The organism is Labrys sp. ALF-8 (assembly GCF_059699065.1).
This window is the reverse complement of record NZ_AP048537.1, coordinates 2,058,079-2,075,054: the sequence shown is the minus strand read 5'-3', so window position 1 is coordinate 2,075,054 and position 16,976 is coordinate 2,058,079. Positions and strand designations below refer to the sequence as shown.

Here is a 16,976-nt window from a genome sequence, read left to right as displayed (position 1 = left end):
CGATTGTGGCGATTTCAAACCAAAAAACCCGGTCACGTTGCCATGACCGGGCTTCTGATTGCGGCAAGCCGGAGAAGGCTCAGCCCTGGCGGGCCTTGTAGCGCTTCTGGGTCTTGTTGATGATATAGACGCGGCCCTTGCGGCGGACCAGCTGGTTGTCGCGATGGCGCGTACGCAGCGACTTGAGCGAGTTGCGGATCTTCATGGTTCTCGTGCCTCAGGTTGGAGCACGCGAACGAACCGCAGGAGCTCCCAAATTCGAAAGATGCGGGGTTCTAGCGACGAGGCGCCGGGATGTCAACGGTGTTCCGGGCCGCAAGTGTCGTGTTCAGGCCGTGCCCGACCCATTCGGGGACATCAGATCGTGCAACCCCTCGAGATCGCGCCTCACCCATTGCTTGTCGGCCCGGAATTTCTCGTCAGACATGCCGGGCTGGCGGAACAGGGTCAGAATAACCTCGGCACCGCCCTCGTTTCCGATAATCCGTAGCGGGACATGGATTTCCGGCCCGCTGCCGACATCGACATGATGGTCCATCACGCCGAATTCGTTGTACGGCGTGAAGCGAATCCACACCACGCCCTCCGGCCCCTGCGCCCGCCAGCGATCGCCCTCGTTCCGAAGCGTGGATCGGCTGAGGCCGGAGGCCCACCGGGGGAAGAACTCGGGTTGCCAGATCGTGTCGTAGAGGGCGCGCCAGGGCTGTCCGATGCCGATCCCGAGTGTGACGGCTTCCAGCATTGTCCTCGCCTCCCCTTCTTTCGCCCATGGAATCGTCGTAGGCAGAATCATGAATGTCGAGATTCGCGAGATGGAACCGGCCGACTACGACGCCGTGGTGGCGTTGTGGTCGCAAACGCCCGGCGTCATTCTACAGCCACTCACCGACAGCCGCGAGGGTATTGCCCGCCTCCTCGAACGCAATCCCGGCCTCAGCGTGGTGGCGCTGCTGGAGCGCGGCATCGCAGGCTCCCTGCTGGCAAGCCACGATGGCCGTCGCGGATTCCTGCAGCATCTGGCTGTCGCACCCCCCTTGCGTGGCCACGGTGTCGCCAAAGCGATGATCGGGCGCTGCCTCGACGGATTGAGCCGTCACCAGCTCGGCTGGGTTCATCTCGATGTCGCCGTCACCAACGAGGCGGCGGGTGCGTTCTGGGAAAAGGCGGGCTGGAGCTTTCAGAGCCACCTGATGCGATTGTCCCGCAAGCTTTGACTTCGGCCGTCGGCTCTATGCTGCCGCGCCGGCATTGGCTATGAGTGCCGCACTGACAGGGAGACCAGCATGGCGGACTACAAGCTCTACGCCTTCGGCGAATCCGGCAATTGCTACAAGGTGGCCATGATGCTGGCCCTCACCGGCACGCCGTGGGAGCGCCTGCCGGTCGACTACTTCAACGGCGAGACGCGCGGGGAGGAGTTCCGGGCGATCAACGAGATGGGCGAGGCCCCGGTCCTGCTGCATGGCGACAAGGTCCTCAGCCAATCCGGCGTCATCCTCGACTATCTGGCGGAGCAGACGGGGCGTTTCGGGGCGGAAAACGAGGATGAGCGGCGTGAGATCCTGCGCTGGACGTTGTTCGACAATCACAAGTTCACCTCCTATTACGCCACGCTGCGCTTTCTCGTCGGCCTCCAGAAGAGTGGAGAGAATCCGGTGACGGAATTCCTGCGCGGACGGGCCAGGGCGGCCTTCGCCATCGTCGACGAGCATCTCGGTAACAGCGACTTCCTGATCGGCAACCGCCTCACCATCGCCGACCTCTCGCTTGCGGGCTACATCTTCTTCGACGAGGCCACCGGCATGGATCTCGCCGATTACCCCAACATCCTGGCCTGGCGCGCCCGCATCGCCGCCATGCCCGGCTGGAAGTCCCCCTATGAATTGGTGCCCCATGCACCCAAGGTCAGGGGCTGACCTTGCACGCTCCTGCACCGGCGTCCCTGCTTGAACGCTATCGCGCCCTGGTCGCTTCGGGGGGCCTCGAACGCGACCCGGCCCAGGAGACCGTGCTGGCCCGCCTGCAGGATCTTCTCGGGCGGCTGGGCGAGGCGTCGGAAGCTCCCAAATCCGGCATGTTCGGGCGCCTCTTCGGCCGGGGCAAGCCGCCGGCCCGGCCGAAGGGGCTCTATATCTGGGGTGAGGTCGGACGCGGCAAGACCATGTTGATGGACCTGTTCAGCCAGGCAGTGCCGGCCCGTATCCTCCATCGGCGGGTGCACTTCAACGCCTTCATGAACGATGTCCATGAGCGTATCTTTCGCTATCGGAACGAGGTCCGGGCCGGGCGGATCAAGGGCGACGATCCGATCGGTCCGGTCGCCGGCGTGCTGGCCGAGGAAGCGAGCCTGCTCTGCTTCGACGAATTCTCGGTCACCGACATCGCCGATGCGATGATCCTCGGCCGTCTCTTCACCCATCTGTTCGAACGCGGGGTCACGGTGGTCGCCACCTCCAATGTGGTGCCGGACAGGCTCTACGAGGGCGGTCTCAACCGCGCTCTTTTCCTCCCCTTCGTCGATCTGCTGCAGCGGCACATGGACGTGGTGAAGCTGGAATCGCGCACGGATTACCGGCTGGAGAAACTCGCCGGCGGAGAGACCTACCTCCTGGGCTCGGGGCCGGAGGTGCGGGCGAAGCTGGATGCCGCCTTCGAGCGGCTCACGGGCCATCGCCGGGGCGAACGGGTCGTGCTCACCGTGAAGGGTCGCGAACTGGTGGTTCCGGAGGCGGCGATGGGCGTTGCCCGCTTTTCCTTCGACGAACTTTGCAATCAACCCCGGGGCGCGGCGGACTACCTGGCCTTGGCGGAGCGATTTCATACCGTGGTGCTGGACGATGTGCCCGTCATCGCCGAGGCGCAGCGCAACGAGGCCAAGCGATTCATCCTCCTGATCGATTGCCTCTACGATCGCGGCGTCAAGCTGGTCGTATCCGCGGCAGCGGAGCCCGCCGGGCTCTATCCCTACCAGGAGGGCCGGGAGGCCTTCGAATTCCAGCGCACCGAATCGCGCCTGATCGAGATGCGTTCGGAAGCCTATCTCGCCCAGCCTCATCTGGCGGCGCCGGCGCAGAAGCCGCCCTTGGTGGATACGTGATGGCGAAGGCGGAACCCACCGGCACGCGCCTGCTCGACATCGCCACCGACCATGTGCGCAAGCATGGCCTGGAACGGACTTCCGTGGTGGCTGTCGCGCGCGATGCACAGGTGAGCCACGCCGCCGTCTACCGCTATTTCGCCTCCAAGGACGCGCTGATCGACGCCGTCACCGCCGATTGGCACAAGGCCGTGGAGACGCAGCTCGCCGTCGTCGCGGATGCACCCGACCCCGCCGACGACAAGCTCGAGCGCATGATGCTCCTGCTTGCAAGGCTGTATCGCGAGCGGCTCGATCAGGAGCCCAATCTCTATGCGGCCTGGCTGTCGGCCATCGCCGAGAACCGCGCCGTCGTACGCAAGCATCGCCGCCGTGTCCGTACCCTGATCGAGAGGGTGATCGAGGAGGGGCGCTCGATCGAACTGTTCCGCGCCCGCTCGAACGAGAGGCTGATCGCCTTCCTTGCCGATGCCTTGCATCGCTTCATCGATCCCGTCGCGATCTTCGCGGACCGTAACGCCAGCCGCCACGAACTCGACCAGCGTCTCGCGCGTCTGCTGCGCGTGGTGATCCGCGCCATGGTGGCTGGAAGCGTCTAGATCGTTGCTGTCGGCCGCACGGCCTGTACGTATTTCGTGCTTCTCAACACTGTGCGTTAATCCTTTTCCGGCATTGTTCTTGCTTCCCGATATTGCTCGCTCGATCGGGCGCAGGACGCGTGAGATGTTTGATAGTGCCGTGCCGGGTTCCGGCACCCGAGTTGAAAAAGCCAAGCTCGATCCAAGGGCCCTCCTGATTGCCCTCAACCAGGCCAGCTACGAGTGGTGTCTGGAGACCGATCGTCTCACCTGGAGCGCCGGTGCCGCCCGTGTGCTCGGTGTCGATGATGAAGATGCCATCGCCAGCGGCAAGGCCTTTGCCGGCCTGATCGATTTCGAAACGCCCGGGGGGCGGCACGAGGCGATGATGCAGGGAGCCTTGGGCGGCCTGGTGGAGGGCGTCCCCTATTGCCTGCGCTACGCATGCCGCGCGCAGGACGGTGGAAAGAAACGCTGGATCGAGGATCGCGGCCGCTGGTTCGCCGGCCCGGACGGGCGTCCCGCCTTTGCACGCGGGCTCATGCGGGTCGTGGCGGAATGCGCCGAGGAGGAAGCCGGCTCCCTGCGTTCGCCGGCGGGTGGCGTCCTCGACCGAGGCTTGGCCTTTTCCCTTACGAAAGCCTGCGAGAACGGCCGGCAGGCGGGCCTCTTTCTCGTCTCGATCGACCGGCTCGGCCGCATCCACGCTGAGTTCGGCCCGGTGGTCGCCGACGTGGTCAGCGCACAGGTGATGCGCGGCCTGCGCGCCGTCTTACGCATCGGCGACAGCCTCGCCAGCGTCGCGGACGGAAAGTTCGCGCTCGTGCTGTCGGGCTGTGAGGCGGAGGATCTCGGAGCTGCTGCCGAAAGGCTGCTGCGGGCCGTCGTGAGGGTGCGGGTCGAGACGGAGAAGGGCGAGATCGCTCCCATCGTCTCGGTCGGCGGCGTTCATATCGGGCCCACCTCGGTGGATGCCGGCACCGCGCTCCATGCGGCGCAGTGTGCGCTGGATCGCTGCGAACGCGAAACACCCGGCGGCTTTGCCGTTTTCGCCGAGGACGATGCCCGGATTGCCGCCGCCGGAGCCGCACAGAGACTTGCCGCGGCCTTGAACGAGGAGCGCGTCTTCCTGGCTTTCGAGCCCGTGCTGCGCGCCCGCCATGCCGGGCCTGCCCTCTTTCGCGCGCGAGCCTTCATCCGCGGTGCCGGCAGCGCTCCGCCCTGGCAGCCGGCGCATCTGACGCCCGATTGCGATCGCGCGCTGGCCCGCCGCTTTGCCCTGCGCCTGGTCGATCTCGCCGGCGCGGCGCTCTCCCGCCATCCCGGCGTGGAAGTGATGCTGCCCATCCCGGTTGTGGTCGAACCGCCGCGGCGCACGGGCAATGCCTATGACCGGCTGACCATCGAACTCGACGAGACGCTCGCGAAGGCCGATCTGCACAACACTGGCCGCTATTGCCGTGCCATCCTCGCCTCCGGCGCGCGGCTTGCCGTTACCGGCTTCGGCGTCGGCCATCTTTCCTTCGCCGATCTGGCGAGCCTCGGCGTCGGTCACGTTACCCTGAACGGCACGCTGGTGGAGACGGCCGGCCAGGTTGCCCAGGGGCGCTACGCCCTGCGTTGCCTGATCGAGGCGGCTGTCAGCCATGACGTCGGGGTCGGCGCCGAATGGGTCGATGACGAGACTGTCGCGCAGCAACTCACGGAATGGGGCTGCGACAGGATGCTGGGCACGCTCGCAGGCCCGCTGCGGTTGGAACTGCCGAGGCCGCGAGGCGCCGGGCGTCAGCAGGCAATGGCGATGACGGGAACGTAAGGCCTGTCCCTTCCGCTCGACTGCGTTGTTCCCTATGCGAGTCCCTTAGGTTCAGGACTTCTTGTCGTCGCTCATGCGATCCAGGCGGGACCGCATTTCCGCGAGCTCCTTCTTGAGATTGTCGAGGTCGTCATTGGCGCGCGGCGCCGCGGCCGGGGGCTCGGCCACCTCGTCCGTGCCGGGCTGGGTGAAGGGGGAGAAGAGGCGGAAGGCGCGCTGGAAGGCAGCCATGTTGTTGCGCGCCTGTTCCTCGAGCGCGCTGAAGCCGCCGTTGACCCAGGGCGCCTGTCCCCAGCCGGAGGTGAGATGCTGCGTCATCTGCTCGCGCAGCTTCTGCTGGTCCCGGGTGAGATTGTCGATGGAGAATTCCAGGAAGCTGGGAACCAGGGCCTGCATGCTGTCGCCATAGAAGCGGATGAGCTGCCGCAGGAAGGTGATGGGCAGGAGATTCTGGCCCTTGTTCTCCTGCTCGAAGATGATCTGCGTGAGCACCTGCCGGGTGATGTCCTCGCTCGTCTTTGCGTCATGAACGACGAAATCCTCACCTGCCTTCACCATGGCGCCGAGGTCTTCGAGTGTCACATAGGTCGACGTGCCGGTATTGTAGAGGCGCCGGTTGGCGTATTTCTTGATCGTGGTCGGCTCTTTCGCTTTCGCCATGCCAGCATGCCCTTCGCGGTCGCCCTTGTCATAAGGAGAGACTGACAAGCCTCTACCGAAAACGCGAGTCTAGGCTGTTTTCGCGAATGCGAAAACATCTTTGTGCAAGCGCGGTAAACTCACGTGCCGCATTGACGGCGCCGCTTGAACCAGCCCATATGCCGCATGGGGAGTAGGCCCGCCCGGGGCCGCCGGACAAAGAGCTGCAAAGGAGCGAGATAGCCATGAGTGATGTCGTCATTGTCAGTGCCGCGCGCACGCCGGTCGGCTCCTTCAACGGCGCCTTTGCCGCCACGTCGGCCCATACGCTGGGTGCCGTGGCCATCAAGGAGGCCATTGCCCGCGCCAAGGTGGAGGGCGCGGAAGTCGACGAGGTCATCCTCGGCCAGGTGCTGAGCGCGGGCGAGGGCCAGAATCCCGCCCGCCAGGCCGCCATGGAAGCCGGCGTGCCGCAGGAAAAGACGGCGTTCGGCCTCAACCAGCTCTGCGGCTCCGGCCTGCGGGCCGTCGGCCTGGGCCTGCAGCAGATCGTCAACGGCGATGCCTCGATCATCGTGGCCGGCGGCCAGGAATCCATGTCCCTTGCGCCGCATGTCGCGCATCTGCGCGCCGGCACCAAGATGGGCGACATGAAGTTCCTGGATTCGATGCTGAAGGACGGCTTGATGGATGCCTTCCACGGCTATCACATGGGCATCACCGCCGAGAATGTCGCCTCCAAGTGGCAGCTCACCCGCGAGGAGCAGGATGCCTTTGCCGTCGCCTCCCAGAACAAGGCCGAGGCCGCCCAGAAGGCCGGACGCTTCAAGGACGAGATCGCGCCGGTGACCGTGCCGAGCCGCAAGGGGGACATCATCGTCGACACCGACGAATATCCCCGCCACGGCGCCACTCTCGATGCAATGGCCAAGCTCCGGCCCGCCTTCAACAAGGACGGCACGGTGACCGCCGGCAATGCTTCCGGCATCAATGACGGCGCTGCCGCCGTGGTGCTGATGAGCGCCAAGGACGCCGAGAAGCGCGGCCTTACGCCGCTCGCCCGCATCGCATCCTGGGCCACCGCCGGCGTCGACCCCGCCATCATGGGCACGGGCCCGATCCCGGCCTCGCGCAAGGCCCTCGAAAAGGCTGGCTGGAAGGTCGGCGATCTCGATCTCGTCGAGGCCAACGAGGCCTTCGCCGCCCAGGCCCTCGCCGTGAACAAGGACATGGGCTGGGATCCCGCCATCGTGAACGTCAATGGCGGAGCCATCGCCCTCGGCCATCCGATCGGCGCGTCCGGCGCCCGTGTCCTGGTAACCCTGCTGCATGAGCTCGCCCGCCGCGGCGGCAAGAAGGGCATCGCCACGCTGTGCATCGGCGGCGGCATGGGCATCGCGTTGACGGTGGAGCGCTGAGCCCGCCGCCCTTGCTTCGCCTGTAAGGACGATCGCCGGCGCCGGGGTGGGTGACATCCTCGCAAAGTCACCCCGTCACGGCACGAAGGCCGCGAGAGCTGGTGCCTCTCGCTTCATCCCGAAGCTTCGCCACGGCTCTCCCCTCCAGGGGAGGGTGAACCTCTTCCCCACCCAAAGAACACTACCAATCGTCACCAAGGAGGAACCATGACCAGAGTTGCGATCGTCACGGGTGGCACGCGCGGAATCGGCGCCGCCATTTCCAGGGCATTGAAGGCGGCAGGCTACAAGGTGGCGGCCAGCTATGCGGGCAACGACGAGGCTGCCGCGAAATTCAAGGCCGAAACGGGGATTGCGACCTACAAATGGGACGTCGGCGATTTCGACGCCTGCGCCGCCGGGGTGGCCGAGGTCGAGAAGGACCTCGGGCCGGTGGACATCCTCGTGAACAATGCCGGCATCACGCGTGACGGTTTCCTGCACAAGATGACCCGGGAGCAGTGGTCCGCGGTCATCCGCACCAATCTCGACAGCCTGTTCAACATGACCCGCCCGCTGATCGAGGGCATGCGCAACCGCGGCTTCGGGCGCGTGATCGTGATCTCCTCGATCAACGGCCAGAAGGGGCAGATCGGGCAGACCAACTACTCCGCCGCCAAGGCGGGCGATATCGGCTTCGTCAAGGCGCTCGCGCTGGAAGGTGCGGCCAAGGGCATCACCGCCAATGTCATCGCGCCCGGCTATATCGGCACGGAGATGGTGCAGGCGATCGATCCGAAGGTGCTGGAAACCCGCATCCTGCCGCTGATCCCGACCGGCCGCCTGGGCCAGACGGACGAGGTCGCCCGCGCGGTGGTGTTCCTGGCTTCGGACGACTCCGGCTATATCACGGGCTCGACCCTCACGATCAACGGCGGCCAGTACATGGTGTGACGGCGGAACGCCGGTTCCCTCCCTGGCGCAAGGGGGACGGGGACCGGGCTGCCTCCGAACCGGAATTGCTTCGCCCCCGGGGTCCATCCGCGCTAAGCTTCCCGAGGGCGGACCTTTGCAATGAGCGTTTCATGAACACCGATTTCCATCACCGTCTCGCTGCGGTTGCCAGCGAGATCGAGGATGTCCTGGTGGCGATCTTCGATGTCGCCACCGACCCGCCTGTCCCCGCCCGCCTGCTCAATGCGATGCGCTATGCGGTGCTGGGCGGCGGCAAGCGGTTGCGGCCCTTTCTGGTGGTGGAGACGGCGCGCCTGTTGAGCGGTGATTCCGGTGCGGCCCTGCGGGCCGGCGCGGCAATCGAACTCATCCATGTCTACAGTCTCGCCCACGACGACCTGCCGTCGATGGACGATGACGAACTGCGCCGTGGCAAGCCCACGCTTCACCTCGCCTTTGACGAGGCCACAGCCATCCTGGCCGGCGACACGCTGCAGGCCATGGCCTTCGAAACGCTGGCGGATCCCGCCACCGGCGACGATCCGACCCTGCGGGCCGAGCTCGTGTTGCTGCTGGCCAAGGCTGCCGGAGGGGCCGGCATGGCGGGCGGCCAGATGCTCGATCTCGAAGCCGAAGGCCGTTTCGGCGAAGGTGGGGAGCTCGATGCGCATGCCATACGCCAGCTCCAGGCTATGAAGACGGGCGCGATCCTATCGTGCGCGGTCGAAATGGGCGCAGCCATTGGCCGCGCGAATGCTCAGCAATATCAAGCGCTTCTGACCTATGGTCGGGCCGTCGGGGCGGCATTCCAGATCGCGGACGATCTTCTCGACGTCGAAGCGTCCAGCGCCGAGCTCGGCAAGGCGACGGGCAAGGACGCCGGCCGGGGCAAGGGCACGCTCGTGAGCCTGTGGGGCGCCGACAAGGCGCGGACGGAACTCACCCGCCTCGTGGATGAGGCGCTTCACGCGCTCGGCCTCTTCGGCGAGGACGCGGATGTGCTGCGGGCCGCCGCACGCTTCACGGCGGAACGGCGTTCATGAGCCGGGTCATCCGGTCGATCACCACGCGGCCCGTGCTGGCCTGGTCCTTCGTCGCCGGCTTCGCGCTCGCCTTCATCTGGCCGGGCGTGCCCCTGCTCGAACGAATGCTGGCAGGCTGGTGCCTGGCGGCCACGTTCTATGTCGTGGCGGTGAGCTACAGCCTCGGGAGGCTCGCGGTGCACGGCTTCGGCTCGAAGGTCGATTCCCTCGACGAAGGCGCGGTCGTCATTCTCGCGCTGAGCATGCTGGCGGCCGCCGCGAGCTTCGCCGGCGTCGTCTTCGAACTGCAGGCCATACACAATCACCCCGACCAGAGCGTGCTCGCCTTGCCGCTGATGGTGGCGACAATCGTCTGCTCGTGGTTCTTCATTCACACGATTTTCGCGATCCACTACGCCCACGTCTACTATAATGACGGCGGCCACCCGGCGAAGCCGTGCCTCGACTTCGGAGGGGATACGGAGCCACCGGACTATTGGGACTTCGTGTATTTTTCAGTGGCGATCGGCGCGTCCTCCGCAACCTCGGACACCAATCTGCGCTCCCGCCCGATGCGCCGACTGGTGGCCGCCCATGCGATCTTCTCGTTCTTCTTCAATGCGACCGTACTGGCGCTTGCCATCAACATCGCCGCGGGGATGCTCGGCGGCAACTGAGGCCGGCGTGTACGCTTCCCGGACTCCCGCGGCGGAGGCACAAAAAAGGCCCCTGTCATACCGATGGCAGGAGCCTTTTCCTTCAACCCTATCGTCTCAGGCGGCGGGCAAGACGGCACCGCGCGGCGGAACTACGCAATCGCAGTGGCAACATTGCGTTCCACGCGCATGCCCTTACGCTCTTCCGAAGGCGTGCGATCGAAATGCTCGCTGTAGCACTTGGAGAAATGCGAGGCGGATACGAAGCCGCAGGCCAGGCCCACCGAAAGGATGGGCATGGAGGTCTGGCGCAGGAGCTGGCGTGCGCGGTTCAGGCGCATTTCGAGGTAATAGCGCGTCGGCGTGGTATCAAGATAGCGCTGGAACAGCCGCTCGAGCTGGCGCGGCGAGAGGCGGACGGTGCGGGCGAGCTGGGCGCAGGAGACCGGGCGCTCCAGGCGCTTGTCCATTTCCCCGATCACGGCGAGCAGCTTGGGATGGGAGACTCCAAGGCGCGCCCGCAGTTCCATGCGCTGGCGCTCGTGCGAGTCGCGCATGCGGTGGTGGATGAGCTCATCCGTGACGAGGGCAGCGATCACCGCACCTTTCTTGGCCGTGATCAAGGCAAGCATCATGTCGATGGAAGCGGTGCCGCCGGCGCAGGTGAACCGGTTGCGATCGATCTCGAAGAGTTCCTGGGTAGCGTCGATCTCGGGGAATTCTTCCCGGAACGAGTCGAAATTCTCCCAGTGAATGGCGCAGCGATGATCGTCGAGCAGGCCGGCCTTGGCGAGGATATAGGTCCCGGTGCACACTGCGCCGATCGAGACGCCGTAGAAGGCGAGCTTGCGAAGCTTGGCGATCAGGGCGCTGTGATCGTACTTCTGCACATCGAGCCCGGAGCATACGATGATCTCGGGCATGGGGCCGACATCGCCATAGGCGCCGTCGACGGCAAGACCCACACCGTTCGACGCCTCGATCGGCTGCCCGTCGGGCGAGTAGAGCCGCCAGGCGAAGGCCTTGGCACCGGTGACGTAGTTGGTCAGCCGGAGGACCTCGACCGCGGCCGCAAAGGCGATCATCGAGAAGTTCGGAGTGAGCAGGAAGCCGACGGTGTGCGTGGCGCCGATATCCGGCCGGATATTCATACGCTTTTCTCCATTGGATCACGCCCGGCGGGCGGCCGGCCATGCGAAACAAAAGAAAGCGGGAAAGCGCACCCTGCGGCGCGATCGCCCTCGGATCTGGTGTCGGACGTCTGATGCGTCCTGGGTGCAACTGCTGTTGCTTTCGGTCGGCTTGTTGGAAACGACAGCCTGGGACGATCTTGCGACATTTTTGGAAGAGTTCTGATTTGGACTCGACGGTATGTCGCATTTAATGTCGCAAACAGACAAATGTAAGGCGCGAGGTTGCGACCTCTCGGTCAAATATTGTTCTGAATGCGCCGCTTACGCGACGCCTCCCGGGAACACGCCGGAACAATTTCTTCCGATGCGACAAAAGGCGCGTCGCTTCCGTGCTAGACGCAGCGATGGGGGGATGATGATAGTCGCCCCCTCACGATTCCTCGAACTGGCGGCAAGACGTGCGGTTTTCTGTCTTTTCCCTGGCGCGCAATGCGCTGAGCGGTCATCAGAACTGGCCCGAGCAATGGCGCTCGCCCGAGCCCAAGGCAAGCTACGATGCCATCATCATCGGTGCCGGCGGCCATGGTCTCGCGACGGCCTACTACATGGCCGCCGAGCATGGCATGCGCAACATCGCCGTGATCGAGCGGGGTTGGCTCGGCGGCGGCAACACCGGCCGCAACACCACGATCATCCGCTCCAACTATCTGTGGGAAGAGAGCGGCAAGCTCTACGACCATGCGCTCAAGCTCTGGCAGAACCTCTCCCAGGTCCTGAACTACAACGTGATGTACTCGGCGCGCGGCGTCATGATGCTGGCGCACAACGTGCATGACGTGCAGGTCACGATGCGCCATGTCCATGCCAACCGTCTCGCCGGCATCGACAATGAATGGCTGACGCCGGAGCAGGCGAAGGAATTCTGCCCCATCCTCAATATCTCCAAGGACATCCGCTATCCGATCATGGGCGCCGCGCTGCAGCGGCGCGGCGGCGTCGCACGGCATGACGCCGTGGCGTGGGGCTATGCGCGCGCCGCCGACGCGCTCGGCGTCGACATCATCCAGAACTGCGAGGTCACCGGCATCGATCGCGACGCCTCCGGCGCCGTCAGCGGCATCCAGACGACGAAGGGCGCCATCGGGACCAAGAAGATCGGCGTCGTCGCCGCCGGCCACACTTCGGTGGTGATGGGCATGGCGGGCGTGCGCATGCCGCTCGAGAGCTATCCGCTGCAGGCTCTCGTCTCAGAGCCGCTGAAACCGATCATGCCCTGCGTGGTGATGTCGAATACCGTTCACGCCTACATGTCGCAATCCGACAAGGGCGACCTCGTCATCGGCGCCGGCACCGACCAGTATGTCTCCTACTCGCAGACCGGTGGCCTCCACATTGCCGCCCATACGCTGGACGCGATCTGCGAGCTCTTCCCGGTGGTGCGCCGCACCCGCATGATGCGCAACTGGGGCGGCATCGTCGATGTCACGCCCGATCGTTCGCCGATTCTTTCAAAGACCCCGGTGCCCGGCCTGTTCGTCAATTGCGGCTGGGGCACAGGCGGTTTCAAGGCAACGCCGGGCTCCGGCCATGTCTTCGCCCATACGGTGGCGAAGGGCGAGCCCCACCCGATCGCTGCTCCATTCTCCCTCGACCGTTTCCGCACCGGTCGCCTGATCGACGAAGCGGCCGCCGCCGCCGTCGCGCACTGAGGCCCGCCATGCTTCTCATCCGCTGCCCTTACTGCGAGCAGGACCGTCCCGAGCTCGAATTCCGCAACATGGGCGAGGCTCATATCGCCCGCCCGACCTTCTCGGAAGCCATCACCGACGAACAGTGGGAAGGGTTCCTCTACACCCGGGCCAATCCCAAGGGCCTGATTGCCGAGCGCTGGCGCCATATCCATGGCTGCGCCCGCTTCTTCAATGCCGTGCGCCACACCGTGACGGACAAATTCGTGATGACCTACAAGCAGGGCGAACTCAAGCCGGACCTCAAGGCCCTGGCGGATAAGCTTGCGGCCGCCGCTCCCGTGAACAAGGAGGCACGCCCGTGAGCGCGTCCTTCCGCACCCAGACGGGCGGGCGTATCGACCGCGCCAAGCCGATCAACTTCACCTTCGACGGCGTGGCCTACCAGGGCGTTCGCGGCGATACCCTCGCCTCGGCCCTGATAGCGAACGGGGTGCACCTGATCGGGCGCTCCTTCAAGTATCATCGTCCGCGCGGCTTCATGTCGGCCGGCTCGGAGGAAGCCAACGCGATGGTGACCGTCGTCCGCGACGCCGGGCGCACGACGCCGAACCTGCGCGCCACGCAGGTTGAGCTCTACGAGGGGCTCGCGGCCGTCAGCCAGAATCGCTGGCCCTCGCTCAAGCTGGACGCCGGCGAGATCAACGACAAGCTTTCGCCCCTCTTCGCCTCCGGCTTCTACTACAAGACCTTCATGTGGCCGCAGAGCTTCTGGAAGACGGTCTATGAGCCGAAGATTCGCGCCGCCGCCGGCTTCGGAGAGGCGCCGAAGGAGGCCGATCCCGACCGCTACCTCAACCGTCACGCCCATTGCGACGTGCTGGTCGTCGGCTCCGGGCCGGCGGGCCTTGCCGCAACCATCGCTGCCGCCGAGACCGGTGCCTCGGTGATCCTGTGCGACGAGCAGGCGGAACTCGGCGGATCCCTCCTTTCCGAGACCCGGGCCACCATCGAGGGCCGAGCCGCCCGCGACTGGGCAACCGACGTCATCATGTCGCTGGCCCTGAACGACCGCGTCCGGCTGATGCCGCGCACCACGGCATTCGGCTGGTATTCCGACAATTTCATCGCCCTCGCCGAGCGCCTCACCGATCATCTCGCCGAGCCGGATGCCCGGACGCCGCGCGAGCGTCTCTGGCAGGTGCGCGCAAGGCAGGTGGTGATCGCCGCAGGCGCCATCGAGCGTCCTCTGGTGTTTCCGGAAAACGACCGCCCGGGCATCATGCTGGCTGACGCCGCCCGCACCTATGTCAATCGCTACGGCGTGAAGCCCGGCAACCGCGCCGTCGTCGTCACCGCCTGCGACAGCGCCTATCAGGCTGCATTCGACCTCAAGGCTGCCGGCGTCGACGTGCCCGTCATCGCCGATATCCGCCCGCATGGCGGCGCCCTGGTCCAGCAGGCCGAGCAAGCCGGCATCCGCGTCGTCACCGGCGCGACGGTGCGCGGCACCAAGGGACGCCTGCGCGTCAATGCCGTCAGCCTCGGCCGTGTTGCCGCCGATGGCGGCAGCGTGACCGACCGCGAGACCGTGAGCTGCGATCTCGTATTGATGTCGGGCGGCTGGACGCCGACCGTTCATCTTTTCTCGCAGTCGCGCGGCAAGCTTCATTACGACGAGACCAAGGAGATCTTCATTCCGGGCCTCGCCCGCGATGAGGAAAGGTCCGCCGGTGCCTGCCGAGGCGTGTTCGAGTTCGGCGCTGTGATCAATGACGGCTTCGCAGCCGGTCATGAGGCAGGCCGTGACGCCGGCCATTCCAACGGCGCGCCGAAGAGCTTCGACGTCGCCGACGCCACCGAGCCGGAGGGTTTCTACACCGGCGCCCTGCCGCATGAGCGCGATGCAAATCGCGTCAAGGCCTTCGTCGACTTCCAGCACGACGTCACCGCCAAGGACATCAAGCTCGCCACGCGCGAGGGCTTCCGCTCCATCGAGCATGTGAAGCGCTATACCACCACCGGCATGGCGACGGACCAGGGCAAGACGTCCAACATCAACGCGCTCGCCATCGCGGCCAAGGCGATCGACAAGCCCGTGCCGCAGGTCGGTCTCACCACCTTCCGTCCGCCCTACACGCCGACGACTTTCGGTCTGTTCGCGGGCACGGCACGCGGCGACCTGTTCGATCCCGTGCGCAGGACACCTATGCATGACGCCGAGGCCGAACTCGGCGCCGTCTTCGAGGATGTCGGCCTCTGGAAACGTGCCTGGTACTATCCCCGCGGCGGCGAAACCATGCATGAGGCGGTCAACCGCGAATGCAAGACGGTGCGCGAGAAGGTGGGCATGTTCGACGCCACCACGCTGGGCAAGATCGAGGTGGTCGGCCCGGACGCGGCCGAATTCATGCACCGCATCTATGTCAACCCGTTCATGAAGCTGGAGCCGGGCCGCCTGCGCTACGGCATCATGACCCGGGACGACGGCTTCGTCTATGATGACGGCGTGGTGGGCCGCATGGCCGCGGATCGCTTCCACGTCACCACCACCACCGGCGGTGCCCCGCGCGTGCTCGCCCATATGGAGGACTACCTCCAGACCGAATGGACGGACCTCAGGGTCTGGCTCACCTCCACCACCGAGCAATGGGCGGTGATCGCCGTGCAGGGCCCGCACGCTCGCGACGTGCTGGCGCCACTGGTCGAGGGTATCGACATATCCAGGGACGGCATGCCGCACATGTCGGTGAAGGAAGGCCGCATCTGCGGCGTTCCCACCCGCCTTTTCCGCATGAGCTTCACCGGCGAGACCGGATTCGAAGTCAACGTTCCCTCGGCCTACGGCCGCGCGGTCTGGGAAGCCATCCATGCGGAAGTCGTGAAGCATGACGGATGTGCGTATGGTACCGAGGCGATGCACGTGCTGCGTGCCGAGAAGGGCTATATCATCGTCGGCCAGGACACGGACGGCACGCTGACTCCGGATGAGGCCGGCGTCGGCTGGGCCGTGGGCAAGGCCAAGGCGGATTTCGTCGGCAAGCGCGGCCTGATGCGGCCCGACCTGCAGGATACCAACCGCAAGCAGTTCGTGGGTCTGTTGACCGCCGATCCCGGCGTGGTGCTGGAGGAGGGGGCGCAGATCACCGAGGTAGCGGCGCCCGCCATCGGCGAACATGCGCTCGGCCATGTCACTTCGTCCTACTGGAGCTCGAATCTCGGCCGCTCCATCGCGCTGTGCAATCTCGAGCGCGGACGCTCGCGCTACGGCGAGACGGTATATGTGCCGATGCCCGGTGGTTCGATCGCCGTGAAGGTGGTCAACCCGATCTTCATCGACAAGGAAGGAACGCGGCTCAATGGCTGATATCGCAACCCGCCGCGATCCGCTGGACGCCATCGCTCCCATCACCGCCCGCAGCCGCCTCACCATCGAGGCGGCGCCCAGGGGCGCACGTCTCGTGCTGCGCGGGCCGGAGAGTGCCGCCGCAGCCGCCGGCCGGGCCTTCGGGCTGGCCCCGCCGGAACGGATCAATACTGCCTCGACCGACGGTATTCGCACCGCCTTCAAGCTCGGTCCTGATGAATGGCTGCTGCTGGCGCCGGAAAACGGCGAGGCCGAGGCTTATTCGGCAATCGAGTCCGGCGTGCCGGAACCGCATTCCCTCGTAGATGCGAGCCATCGCAATGTCGGCATCCTGGTTTCCGGCTCGCTGGCGGCGGACGTGCTCAATTTCGGCGTGATGCTGGATCTCGATCCCAAGGCCTTTCCGGTCGGCACGGCCACGCGCACATTGTTCTTCAAGACCGAGATCGTGCTCTGGCGCAAGGGCTTGAACGACTTCCATATCGAAGTCTGGCGCTCCTTCGCCGACTACCTGCACGGCCAGCTCGAGCAGGCGGCCAGGGAATATGTGAAGTAGGCCTGGGGCCGCCGGCCTCTTGCCGGCTCTTCCAGGAGACATCGCCCCGGCGCATGAAGGGCCGCATTGCTTC

Annotated in this window: 17 protein-coding genes; 13 read left to right on the top strand and 4 right to left on the bottom strand. The window is 65.6% G+C overall.

Annotation, left to right across the window (positions count from 1 at the left end; translation table 11 throughout):
• Positions 1–79: 79 nt before the first annotated feature.
• Both ykgO and AC6H34_RS09630 read right to left on the bottom strand, forming a co-directional pair.
• Positions 80–205: a type B 50S ribosomal protein L36 gene (gene ykgO, locus AC6H34_RS09635; protein WP_068283257.1), complete on the bottom strand. Its 126-nt coding sequence runs from the start codon at positions 203–205 to the stop codon at positions 80–82.
• A gap of 123 nt (positions 206–328) precedes the next feature.
• Positions 329–742 (bottom strand): polyketide cyclase, encoded by a 414-nt coding sequence (locus AC6H34_RS09630; protein WP_497538656.1) that lies wholly within the window; start codon positions 740–742, stop codon positions 329–331.
• Positions 743–791: 49 nt separating this feature from the next.
• On the opposite strand from AC6H34_RS09630, the gene AC6H34_RS09625 reads away from it, so the two are divergent.
• From AC6H34_RS09625 to AC6H34_RS09605, 5 genes are all read left to right on the top strand, one after another.
• Entirely contained in the window at positions 792–1,214 is a 423-nt protein-coding gene (locus tag AC6H34_RS09625) for a GNAT family N-acetyltransferase (RefSeq protein ID WP_448150254.1), read from the top strand.
• A 69-nt stretch (positions 1,215–1,283) separates the two neighbouring features.
• On the top strand, positions 1,284–1,916 hold the full coding sequence (locus AC6H34_RS09620) for a glutathione S-transferase family protein (protein WP_497538655.1): 633 nt from the start codon (positions 1,284–1,286) through the stop codon (positions 1,914–1,916).
• Positions 1,913–3,097, top strand: a complete 1,185-nt coding sequence (zapE, locus tag AC6H34_RS09615) for a cell division protein ZapE (protein WP_497539869.1) — start codon at positions 1,913–1,915, stop codon at positions 3,095–3,097. Before AC6H34_RS09620 ends, zapE begins: the two co-directional genes overlap by 4 nt.
• Positions 3,097–3,696 (top strand): TetR/AcrR family transcriptional regulator, encoded by a 600-nt coding sequence (locus AC6H34_RS09610; protein ID WP_448150256.1) that lies wholly within the window; start codon positions 3,097–3,099, stop codon positions 3,694–3,696. The genes zapE and AC6H34_RS09610 overlap by 1 nt, the downstream gene beginning before the upstream one ends.
• 124 nt (positions 3,697–3,820) lie before the next feature.
• Positions 3,821–5,491, top strand: a complete 1,671-nt coding sequence (locus tag AC6H34_RS09605; protein ID WP_497538654.1) for an EAL domain-containing protein — start codon at positions 3,821–3,823, stop codon at positions 5,489–5,491.
• A gap of 51 nt (positions 5,492–5,542) precedes the next feature.
• On the opposite strand, the gene phaR is transcribed toward AC6H34_RS09605, so the two are convergent.
• Entirely contained in the window at positions 5,543–6,151 is a 609-nt protein-coding gene (gene phaR / locus AC6H34_RS09600) for a polyhydroxyalkanoate synthesis repressor PhaR (RefSeq protein WP_448150258.1), read from the bottom strand.
• Between the two features lie 224 nt (positions 6,152–6,375).
• Between phaR and AC6H34_RS09595 the strand changes: the two genes are divergently transcribed.
• The 4 genes from AC6H34_RS09595 to AC6H34_RS09580 all read left to right on the top strand — a co-directional run bounded on the left by AC6H34_RS09595 (position 6,376) and on the right by AC6H34_RS09580 (position 10,180).
• Positions 6,376–7,548 carry an acetyl-CoA C-acetyltransferase gene (locus AC6H34_RS09595; RefSeq protein WP_497538653.1) on the top strand — a complete coding sequence of 391 codons (1,173 nt, stop codon included), beginning with the start codon at positions 6,376–6,378 and terminating at the stop codon, positions 7,546–7,548.
• 207 nt (positions 7,549–7,755) lie between these two features.
• Positions 7,756–8,481, top strand: coding sequence for an acetoacetyl-CoA reductase (gene phbB / locus AC6H34_RS09590; RefSeq protein ID WP_497538652.1), 726 nt, complete (start codon positions 7,756–7,758; stop codon positions 8,479–8,481).
• A gap of 131 nt (positions 8,482–8,612) precedes the next feature.
• Positions 8,613–9,524, top strand: coding sequence for a polyprenyl synthetase family protein (locus AC6H34_RS09585; protein WP_448150261.1), 912 nt, complete (start codon positions 8,613–8,615; stop codon positions 9,522–9,524).
• Positions 9,521–10,180, top strand: a complete 660-nt coding sequence (locus AC6H34_RS09580; protein ID WP_497538651.1) for a DUF1345 domain-containing protein — start codon at positions 9,521–9,523, stop codon at positions 10,178–10,180. The genes AC6H34_RS09585 and AC6H34_RS09580 overlap by 4 nt, the downstream gene beginning before the upstream one ends.
• 131 nt (positions 10,181–10,311) lie before the next feature.
• On the opposite strand, the gene AC6H34_RS09575 is transcribed toward AC6H34_RS09580, so the two are convergent.
• Positions 10,312–11,310: a GlxA family transcriptional regulator gene (locus tag AC6H34_RS09575; RefSeq protein WP_448150263.1), complete on the bottom strand. Its 999-nt coding sequence runs from the start codon at positions 11,308–11,310 to the stop codon at positions 10,312–10,314.
• Between the two features lie 440 nt (positions 11,311–11,750).
• Here AC6H34_RS09575 and AC6H34_RS09570 point away from each other — a divergent pair, with 440 nt between their 5' ends.
• The 4 genes from AC6H34_RS09570 to AC6H34_RS09555 are packed head-to-tail and all read left to right on the top strand — an operon-like array spanning position 11,751 to position 16,903.
• Positions 11,751–13,001: a sarcosine oxidase subunit beta family protein gene (locus AC6H34_RS09570; protein ID WP_497538650.1), complete on the top strand. Its 1,251-nt coding sequence runs from the start codon at positions 11,751–11,753 to the stop codon at positions 12,999–13,001.
• Positions 13,002–13,009: 8 nt separating this feature from the next.
• Positions 13,010–13,345, top strand: coding sequence for a sarcosine oxidase subunit delta (locus AC6H34_RS09565; protein WP_448150265.1), 336 nt, complete (start codon positions 13,010–13,012; stop codon positions 13,343–13,345).
• A complete protein-coding gene (locus AC6H34_RS09560; RefSeq protein WP_497538649.1) occupies positions 13,342–16,347 on the top strand; it encodes a sarcosine oxidase subunit alpha family protein in 3,006 nt (1,001 codons plus the stop codon). Before AC6H34_RS09565 ends, AC6H34_RS09560 begins: the two co-directional genes overlap by 4 nt.
• Positions 16,340–16,903 carry a sarcosine oxidase subunit gamma gene (locus AC6H34_RS09555; protein WP_497538648.1) on the top strand — a complete coding sequence of 188 codons (564 nt, stop codon included), beginning with the start codon at positions 16,340–16,342 and terminating at the stop codon, positions 16,901–16,903. Before AC6H34_RS09560 ends, AC6H34_RS09555 begins: the two co-directional genes overlap by 8 nt.
• Positions 16,904–16,976 lie beyond the last annotated feature (73 nt).

What these genes read in the sequence shown, in the direction of transcription:
- ykgO (WP_068283257.1), bottom strand. Translation starts at nt 205, where the DNA reads ATGAAGATCCGCAACTCGCTCAAGTCGCTGCGTACGCGCCATCGCGAC.
- AC6H34_RS09630 (WP_497538656.1), bottom strand. Translation starts at nt 742, where the DNA reads ATGCTGGAAGCCGTCACACTCGGGATCGGCATCGGACAGCCCTGGCGC.
- AC6H34_RS09625 (WP_448150254.1), top strand. Translation starts at nt 792, where the DNA reads ATGAATGTCGAGATTCGCGAGATGGAACCGGCCGACTACGACGCCGTG.
- AC6H34_RS09620 (WP_497538655.1), top strand. Translation starts at nt 1,284, where the DNA reads ATGGCGGACTACAAGCTCTACGCCTTCGGCGAATCCGGCAATTGCTAC.
- AC6H34_RS09610 (WP_448150256.1), top strand. Translation starts at nt 3,097, where the DNA reads ATGGCGAAGGCGGAACCCACCGGCACGCGCCTGCTCGACATCGCCACC.
- AC6H34_RS09605 (WP_497538654.1), top strand. Translation starts at nt 3,821, where the DNA reads ATGTTTGATAGTGCCGTGCCGGGTTCCGGCACCCGAGTTGAAAAAGCC.
- phaR (WP_448150258.1), bottom strand. Translation starts at nt 6,151, where the DNA reads ATGGCGAAAGCGAAAGAGCCGACCACGATCAAGAAATACGCCAACCGG.
- AC6H34_RS09595 (WP_497538653.1), top strand. Translation starts at nt 6,376, where the DNA reads ATGAGTGATGTCGTCATTGTCAGTGCCGCGCGCACGCCGGTCGGCTCC.
- phbB (WP_497538652.1), top strand. Translation starts at nt 7,756, where the DNA reads ATGACCAGAGTTGCGATCGTCACGGGTGGCACGCGCGGAATCGGCGCC.
- AC6H34_RS09585 (WP_448150261.1), top strand. Translation starts at nt 8,613, where the DNA reads ATGAACACCGATTTCCATCACCGTCTCGCTGCGGTTGCCAGCGAGATC.
- AC6H34_RS09580 (WP_497538651.1), top strand. Translation starts at nt 9,521, where the DNA reads ATGAGCCGGGTCATCCGGTCGATCACCACGCGGCCCGTGCTGGCCTGG.
- AC6H34_RS09575 (WP_448150263.1), bottom strand. Translation starts at nt 11,310, where the DNA reads ATGAATATCCGGCCGGATATCGGCGCCACGCACACCGTCGGCTTCCTG.
- AC6H34_RS09565 (WP_448150265.1), top strand. Translation starts at nt 13,010, where the DNA reads ATGCTTCTCATCCGCTGCCCTTACTGCGAGCAGGACCGTCCCGAGCTC.
- AC6H34_RS09555 (WP_497538648.1), top strand. Translation starts at nt 16,340, where the DNA reads ATGGCTGATATCGCAACCCGCCGCGATCCGCTGGACGCCATCGCTCCC.